Here is a 7839-nt window from a genome sequence, read left to right on the forward strand (position 1 = left end):
AAGGTGTCCGGATCCGACCCTTCCAGTTTATGCCACCAAAAATACACCGAGTCTTTGTCTTTTATAAATCCCCTGCCGAGTATGGCAAAGGTGTCCGGGTCAACTCCTTCAAATCTTTTCCCCTCCCAGTATAAATAATTTTTATCGCGCGCGAATGAAAGCATTGAATTTTGCAGAGCAGGCGGTGTCGCTTCGTCAAAATAAATGATCTCAAATGTTTCGGGATCAGCCCCTTCAATGATCGTCGCGTTCATCAATGCGGTGTCTTTGGTGTTCGGAGATGAGGTGGCTATAAAACTCGGCGCCAATGGTTGGTTTGGCGCGACAACACCGCGAATCCCGTGGTAATACACATATTCGCCGTCCGTGAGGTAGCCTCTGCATATGAAATAGCTGGGGCTGACAATTTCCGCGGGAACATCTTCATACGCTTCATCCGGACATCCTTTTAATTTGATAAATTTGATCTCTCTCGCCGTGCTTTTTTCGCTTTCCCCCGCCACTTTCATATTCTCAGAGTTTTTTGCCGATCCAAGATATGCAAAACCAACGATACCCGCCAATACGAATACCGCGGAAATATTCATTATCAATTTCTTTGGAAATTTTTTAATCATGCATCACTTATAAAATTCAGTGTACACTACTATTGATTTTATTGCGCTTGGCAGATCATGGAGAAAAAGAAGTCTGACCTTTTTTCTTTCGGGATCCGAACCCATCTCAAACTGGCTGTGTCTCTTGAACAAAATCCAAACCTTTTTCCAAAGAAAACTGAATGGGTTAGGAAAGAGTACCCGACCCCCTTTCCCGCCTTTTCCCCATTTTCGCTATGGGGAAATACGAAATTCTCGAAGGACTTTAGATCCTTCGACTATACCCCAACCATCTTCTTTTAGCTTTGGGTCTGCATATTCTGCTCGTGTTTCTGATTCGTTCATATTAGTTTTCTTTCTTTGCCTCATTTTGAGCCCTTTCGACCATAAATTTCACCGATTCATTCATATGTATGCTTTGAATCTCAATATCTGGCTTTCTGTTTTTAAACACCCGATAAATCTCATCGGCAAATGCCTGCCCAACAGTTGGAACCTTTTCATAGTCCATAACTATAACTTTAAATTTATCGAGGCCGGAAAGAACCCGGCGAGCTTGAGAGCGAGAAATATGAACACCTCCCATTATATACAGACGTACTCGTATTTCTGTCTTATCAAAACCATAATCACTGTCTTCTCCAATATTTGTGTATTTTTTAAACACATCATTCAAATGATGTCTGTCATTTATATTTATTCTAAAGGTTACTTTCGTTCCCTGTTTTTGACCTTTAACTTTTTTAATAAAAATATCTTTTATTATATTGTTTGCAATAAACTGGTAACCGTAGCTATCCAAAATAAATTCATCACCAACTTTAGAAGTAAAGAAAATCCCCTCGCCAGAATGTAGTTTTGGTGCAGTGGTAGTTTTCCCTTTTAGAAGATCCTGTATCGCTTCAATTTCTGAATCAAGATGCTTCTTTTGCATAATATTCCTAAAAGCACCGACGCCAAAGTCGTCAACGATACATGTTAGAATTTCATTATTCAGTGAAACAAATATTTTTATTTTCTTAGATGTGGAGTGCTCTATGGCATTATTCAACATTTCAGAAAATGCATATTCAAAAATGCTTTTTACATTTTCTGATATTTTTAATACGGGAATAAACTGTTTTTCCATATCATTGAAAATTCTGTGTTCCTCCAAATTTTTATTGGTGAGGATTTTTGAATATGAGTTAGGTGCAAATTTAGGATTCTTTTGCAAAAATTCTTCTGTGGTGTAAAAGGCCAACCGAGTTGATCCTATCTTTATCAATACATTTTCATCAACCAAGCTGGATAACAGCTTAGAAACATACTGCCTGGACACATTAAAACGATCGATAAAATCCGAAGACTTTACTGTCCCTTTTTCTTTTACCTCTTGTATTATTTTGGCTTTGGTAAGCATTGTAAACCATATTGTAAACTAATGCTTTTTAATTGTCAACCAATTGTCAACCAACTACAACTTCCCCGTAAACGCATTATTTAAAACGGATTTCTTCAATTCCTCTAAATCCTCAAGTTTTTATGTGTATTTTCTTTTGCTTTTTCTAGTTTCTCAAACGCCTCATCGAGAAAAGGTAGAAAAAGGTACCTGGTACCTTTTTCCAGTGTCCCGGATTTTTCATTCATACCATATAAACCCCTCGATTATCCACAATTTTGCATTTTCCGCTTGTTGTTGACTTTTTATATATTTTGCCTAATATATAGTCATACCTGCCCAGGGTTAATCTGGGATGACTTTCCACAAAGACCTGACCTAGTCAGGTCTTTGTTTTGTTATTTTGGCTATATGCCGTTTAATATTCTGCGCATTGATTATTAAGTGAGCCGACTCTCGCAACTTTGAGAGAATGTGTCCACCTTTTACAATAATGACTTTCTTGCCCTTCTTTTTCAAAAAATTGTTTAGATAGACAAAATCAGCATCACCAGAAAAGATACAAAAGGTATCGTAGTGCTCGAGCATTTTATATGCATCAACCGCAATCTCAACATCAAAATTTGACTTGCGAATCTCAATATACTTTTTTCCGTCATTGTCCGTTTCCACATACTTTTCCGGCTTCGGTTCATCTATTTCAAAATAGTGTTTTATTTTTTGTACATCTTTTGTTTCAACATTCTTTTTGCCAAAGATTTTTCTCATTACATAAGTAAACTTTAAGGACCCTTCATTTTTAGGATCTTCACCATAATAGATCTTGACTCTGTTACTAAAAACGCCCGCAAATTTATTGAGCTTTTCAAGGTCTATTGATATTTTTTCGTCATCAGTGAGTAATTTATCATTCCAGTCTTGGTCGTCGTTTACAAACCACTTGTTCACATTTGAAAAATCAATAAAAGAAAATATCCGTCCATAGTCGGCAGAAATTCCGAGCTCGTCTCGTGTCATCTGGTTTTTTAGTTCACCCAATTGCATGTTTTAAAAATATATCTCCATATTACACTAATTTTCCACTGAGTGCTTTGAATGTGCAAAGGGTAAACAAAAACAGCCACCATTCTTTTGACTTTTGTGTATTGTAATATTTTCTTAACTAACTATTCTTCTTTGGCTGCGGGACTTGGAATACTCACTGCTCGCTTCGCTGCGCTTTCAAACCTTACAGGTTCTGTACACCTTTTGGATATTTTGTTTCACTTCATTTACAAAATATCTCAAAAGGTCTTGCGCTGCGAGTCTCTTTCCCACAGCTCACCCCTCGGTTTGAATAATTCCGCCACGGAAAACTCGCGTTTCCCGACCCCTTCCCGTCCGAATCCAAGCCAAACAAACTAATATACAAAAAGGATAGCACAAAGCTATCCTTTTTGTATATGACTGCGGGACTTGGATTCGAACCAAGATGACAACTTTCAGAGAGTTGCATCCTACCATTAGATGATCCCGCAATAACAAGACTTGGACAGAGCCAAGTCTAATGAATGGATAATACCACATTCGTCCCCCTTCGTAAAAGCTTCCCTTTTACGCCAAAAAGGTATAGAAATAGTGGTAGTTGCACATTTTTAGGGAGATATATGACATGCACATCATCTTGAGCAGACACCGATGGTTCATTCCGATCGGACTGATGGTCTATTGGTCCGTCTTCATCTCCTTGTGGGGATTTTGGGGATGGAACAATGCGGTACTCTTTAGCCAGTGGTGGCTCTTTGATACGCTCGGACACGCGTTCTTCGGGTTTGGAGGAACGCTGACTTTTCTCTATTTCTACCGAAATTACACGTTACGCGGGTGGTTTTTGTTCGAAGGCCGGAAGTTTCTGGTCATGGCCATCGTCACGGCGGTCGCGTTCACGGGAGTGCTGTGGGAATTTTTCGAAGGAGCATGGGACCTCGCTCATCTGGGAGAAACTTCTCATATAAACGCGCAAGCGGCGTCGCTGGATACCACCATTGATATTCTCACTGAAACCTTCGTCTCGTTCCTTACGATGCTCGGCTATGTGGGAGTCAACAAGCTGTACGAAAAGAAATATCCGGACGAACATCTCCGGTTTGAGATAGAAAAATTGGAAGCATTGTCTTCCCATCTCGTCAGTGAGATCCTCTCGCACAAACGGAATGCCAGAAAAAACATCTACCGCCGGGTGCGGAAGAAGTTGCGTTGTATTCTCCGAAGCAAACAGTAACGAGTGAGCCCGCTTGCATGCAAGCGGGCTTTTTTTACGGCGATCATTTCTTTTTCTGCTCTCTTTTGATCGCCTGCCTGGCCGGTAGGCAGGCCGCCTTGATGAATTCGGTGAAGAGTGGGTGCGGCTTCAGTGGACGCGCCTGGAATTCCGGGTGAAACTGCGTGCCGAGAAAAAAGGGGTGCTTCTCGCGGGGCAATTCCGCGATCTCCATCAATTTTCCGTCGGGTGAGGTGCCGGAAAAAACAAGGCCTCCCTTTTCAAGGCGTTTGATATAGTCGGGATTTACTTCGTAGCGGTGGCGATGACGTTCTTCCACCTTGCGTTTGCCGTAGGCACCCTCTGCGATGGTGTCTTTTTTCAGTATCGCCGGGTACGCGCCGAGCCGCATCGTGCCTCCGAAGTGACCTTCTTTGATCTTCTGTTTTTGGTCGGGCATGACATCAATGACGAGATGTTTGGCGTGCGGGTTCACCTCGGCGGTGTTGGCGCCTTTCAGTCCCAATACATTGCGCGCGTATTCAATGACCAAAAGCTGCATGCCGTAGCAGAGGCCGAAATAGGGGATCTTGTGCTCTCGCGCGTACTCTATCACGTTCAACTTTCCTTCAATGCCTCGTTCACCGAAACCTCCGGGAACCAGGATGCCGTCATATTTAGAGAGTTCGCGCAGTTTGCTCTTGTCTTCAAAATCCACCGCGGAAAGCCACGAGATCACCGGCTTCTTCCCGTTCTCTATCGCGGAATACTTGATCGCCTCAATGACCGAAATGTACGAATCGGAAAGCACGAAGTCTCCCGTATTGAAATATTTACCCACCACCGCGATGCGGACCTCATTTTTCAGCGAGCGGATCCTGCGCACGAATTTCTTCCAGGTTTCAAGATTTGACCTTCTCTTTTTGGGGTTGAGGCGCAGACGTAAAAGCAAAATATCGCTCAATTTGTCCTTTTCAAAGTTGATGGGAATGTCATAGATGCTGTTCACGTCCGGCGCGGCGATCACTTGGCGCGGGAGGATATTGCAAAACGTCGCCAACTTTTCTCTTCGTTTTTTATCAAGGGGAAGTTCACTGCGCGCAATGATGACATCGGGCTGGATGCCCGCCGCCTGCGCTTGGCGCGTCGCGTGCTGGGTCGGTTTTGTTTTCATCTCCCCCACTTTCGGCGGAGTCGGCAAGTAGCTGACCATCACCACGGCCACATCGTCCGGATGTGCCGCTTTCATCATGCGCGCCGCTTCAAGAAAGAGGATATTTTCATATTCCCCCACCGTGCCCCCGACTTCTATCACCGCGATATCGGCGCGCGCTTTCTCCGTGGCTTTCTTGATGCGGGCAATGGCCTCAAGCGGGATGTGCGGCACCACCTGCACGCACTTTCCTTTGTATTCAAGATTACGTTCTCTCTCAATGACCGATTGATAAATGCGTCCCGTCGTCATGTAGTTTAAGCCGGTCAGCGTCGTATCTAAAAAACGCTCGTAATTCCCCATGTCCTGGTCCGTTTCATCGCCGTCCTGCAATACAAAAACCTCACCGTGTTCGGTGGGGTTCATGGTGCCGGCATCCACGTTCACGTAGGGGTCGATCTTGAGGGCGGTCACGCTAAAACCGCGCGCCTGCAATATCTTCCCTATAGAGGAAGCGGCTATTCCCTTGCCGACGCCGGAGATGACGCCTCCGATGACGAAGATAAACTTGCGGTTGATTTTTTTTGTTGCGCCTGTGTCTTTTTTTGTGTGTTTCTTTTCCACGTTACTCTTCTGCTTACACTCCTATCAAACGCGCAAGTATCTCCTTACTGCCAATATACTTGAAATTGCTCCAAGCACCACTCCGGACAAAGTGATGATCAAAAAGATCTGGGTGAAATTTGAAACGTAATATTCAAAAAGATTGATGCCGCCAAAGAAGCTGTCGGTCACATCGCCAAGCCAGAGAGTGATCGGATAAAACAGCGCCAAGGTGATAACCGCGGAGAAAATGCCGTACATGACGCCCTCCACCACGAAGGGGCCTTGTATATATTTATTGCCGGCACCCACGAGCCGCATGACGGCGATCTCGTCTCGAGAGGTGTAGATAACAAGTCGTATGGTGTTGAACGTGATGATGATGGAAATGAGGACCAAGAACACGGTGACCGCAAAACCGATCTTTTCGGCTCCGGCTAAGATCTTAGTGAGTTTTTCAATCGCCACCTTGTTTTGCTCGTAATTGACCTTATCAATGATGGAATACTTCCCTTGCGCGAGAGCGCTTTGTTCTTCCAAGAACTTCGCGATGCTTTCGTACTGCGAAGTTTCTTTTGCTTTGATACCTACGGAGGCGCCGAGCGGGTTTTCATCAAGCTCATCAAGCGCCTGAATGGTGAGGTAATCATTTTTATGCCGTTCCCTGAAATTCGCGAGCGCTTCTTCCCGTGACGTGTATGACACTGAAGCTACTTCGGGAAGCTCGCTCAAAGAATCACGCAAATTGATAATATCCTCCTCCAAGGCATCAATGGTGAAGTAGACATTCACGTCTACTTTGTTTCTTATTTGTTCCAGAGAGCCCTGAAACAATGCGCCGAGAAAAATGATGAACCCGAGCACGAAAAGCGTGACGGTCATGATCAACACTGACGCCAAAGAGATCACTCTGTTGCGCCAAAAGTTGATGAAGCCTGCGCGTATGACACGTCGTGTATTGGTTAAAAACATAATATTCTTACTATAGCACGTATCTGCCTTTCTCATCATCCCGAATAATCTTCCCTCCTTCCATCGTGATAACCCTTTTCTCCAATGAATCGATCACGCCCTTATTATGCGTGGTCAATACAACCGTCGTTCCCATGTCGTTAATCTTCTGTAGTATCTGAATGATCTCAAACGTGTTGATCGGGTCAAGGTTGCCGGTCGGCTCGTCCGCGATCAAAAGATCGGGTTGGTTGATGATCGCGCGAGCAATGGCAACCCGCTGGCGCTCACCGCCTGAGAGCTGGTGAGGGAAATTCCACACCTTTTCACCCAGATCAACAAGCTCCAGCACCTGCGGTACATCCGAGGCGATCTCCAGGTCAGTGCGTCCCGCCGCTTCCATCGCAAAAGCGATGTTTTCATAGGCGGTCTTGTTCGGCAGAAGCCGGAAGTCCTGAAACACGATGCCGATGCGCCGGCGCAGGTCGGTAACGCTCTTTTTATTAAGCGCATGTATGTCAACGGATTCAAAAAAGACCGCGCCTTCCGTCGGGCGCTCTTCCGCTAAAAGCATTTTTACCAGTGTGGTTTTCCCGGCGCCCGAATGGCCGACAATGGAAACAAACTCTCCCGGCGCGACACTGAAGCTCACTTGATCAAGCGCTATTGTGTTGTCGTTGTATTTTTTTGAAACTTTATCAAAGTAGATCATTACGTTTTCTTTTTCAAAATTAGCCATTGTGTTCGGCGTTGATAAATTCATCGATATCGCCGTCTTCCAGCACTTTCCCCACGTCGCGTACTTCAACTCCCGTTCTGTGGTCCTTCACCATCTTGTACGGATGGAGGACATACGACCTGATTTGATTTCCCCACTCTATTTCCGTTGTCTTGCTGATGGAAAGCCCGGCCTCTT

Annotated in this window: 8 protein-coding genes and 1 pseudogene; 1 reads left to right on the forward strand and 8 read right to left on the reverse strand. The window is 44.5% G+C overall.

The window, feature by feature from the left end:
- From COU90_00255 to COU90_00270, 4 genes and pseudogenes are all read right to left on the reverse strand, one after another.
- The coding region (locus tag COU90_00255) for a hypothetical protein (GenBank protein ID PJE64881.1) at positions 1-617 on the reverse strand (617 nt) is incomplete at its 3' end.
- Between the two features lie 219 nt (positions 618-836).
- Positions 837-941, reverse strand: a pseudogene (locus COU90_00260) (type I restriction endonuclease subunit R).
- Position 942: 1 nt separating this feature from the next.
- Entirely contained in the window at positions 943-1998 is a 1056-nt protein-coding gene (locus COU90_00265) for a histidine kinase (GenBank protein PJE64882.1), read from the reverse strand.
- Positions 1999-2355: 357 nt separating this feature from the next.
- Positions 2356-2745 carry a hypothetical protein gene (locus COU90_00270; protein PJE64886.1) on the reverse strand — a complete coding sequence of 130 codons (390 nt, stop codon included), beginning with the start codon at positions 2743-2745 and terminating at the stop codon, positions 2356-2358.
- Positions 2746-3628: 883 nt separating this feature from the next.
- On the opposite strand from COU90_00270, the gene COU90_00275 reads away from it, so the two are divergent.
- Positions 3629-4237 carry a hypothetical protein gene (locus COU90_00275; GenBank protein ID PJE64883.1) on the forward strand — a complete coding sequence of 203 codons (609 nt, stop codon included), beginning with the start codon at positions 3629-3631 and terminating at the stop codon, positions 4235-4237.
- A gap of 43 nt (positions 4238-4280) precedes the next feature.
- Here the strand turns inward: COU90_00275 and COU90_00280 are convergent, their stop codons facing one another.
- From COU90_00280 to COU90_00295, 4 genes are all read right to left on the reverse strand, one after another.
- A complete protein-coding gene (locus COU90_00280; GenBank protein PJE64887.1) occupies positions 4281-5948 on the reverse strand; it encodes a CTP synthase in 1668 nt (555 codons plus the stop codon).
- 69 nt (positions 5949-6017) lie between these two features.
- Positions 6018-6983: a hypothetical protein gene (locus tag COU90_00285; GenBank protein PJE64884.1), complete on the reverse strand. Its 966-nt coding sequence runs from the start codon at positions 6981-6983 to the stop codon at positions 6018-6020.
- Positions 6955-7635: a cell division ATP-binding protein FtsE gene (ftsE, locus tag COU90_00290; GenBank protein PJE64888.1), complete on the reverse strand. Its 681-nt coding sequence runs from the start codon at positions 7633-7635 to the stop codon at positions 6955-6957. Before ftsE ends, COU90_00285 begins: the two co-directional genes overlap by 29 nt.
- A 19-nt stretch (positions 7636-7654) precedes the next feature.
- A partial coding sequence (locus COU90_00295; protein ID PJE64885.1) for a hypothetical protein occupies positions 7655-7839 on the reverse strand: 185 nt, incomplete at its 5' end.

Source organism: Candidatus Ryanbacteria bacterium CG10_big_fil_rev_8_21_14_0_10_43_42, from assembly GCA_002793915.1.
Lineage (GTDB): Bacteria > Patescibacteriota > Minisyncoccia > Ryanbacterales > 2-02-FULL-48-12 > 1-14-0-10-43-42.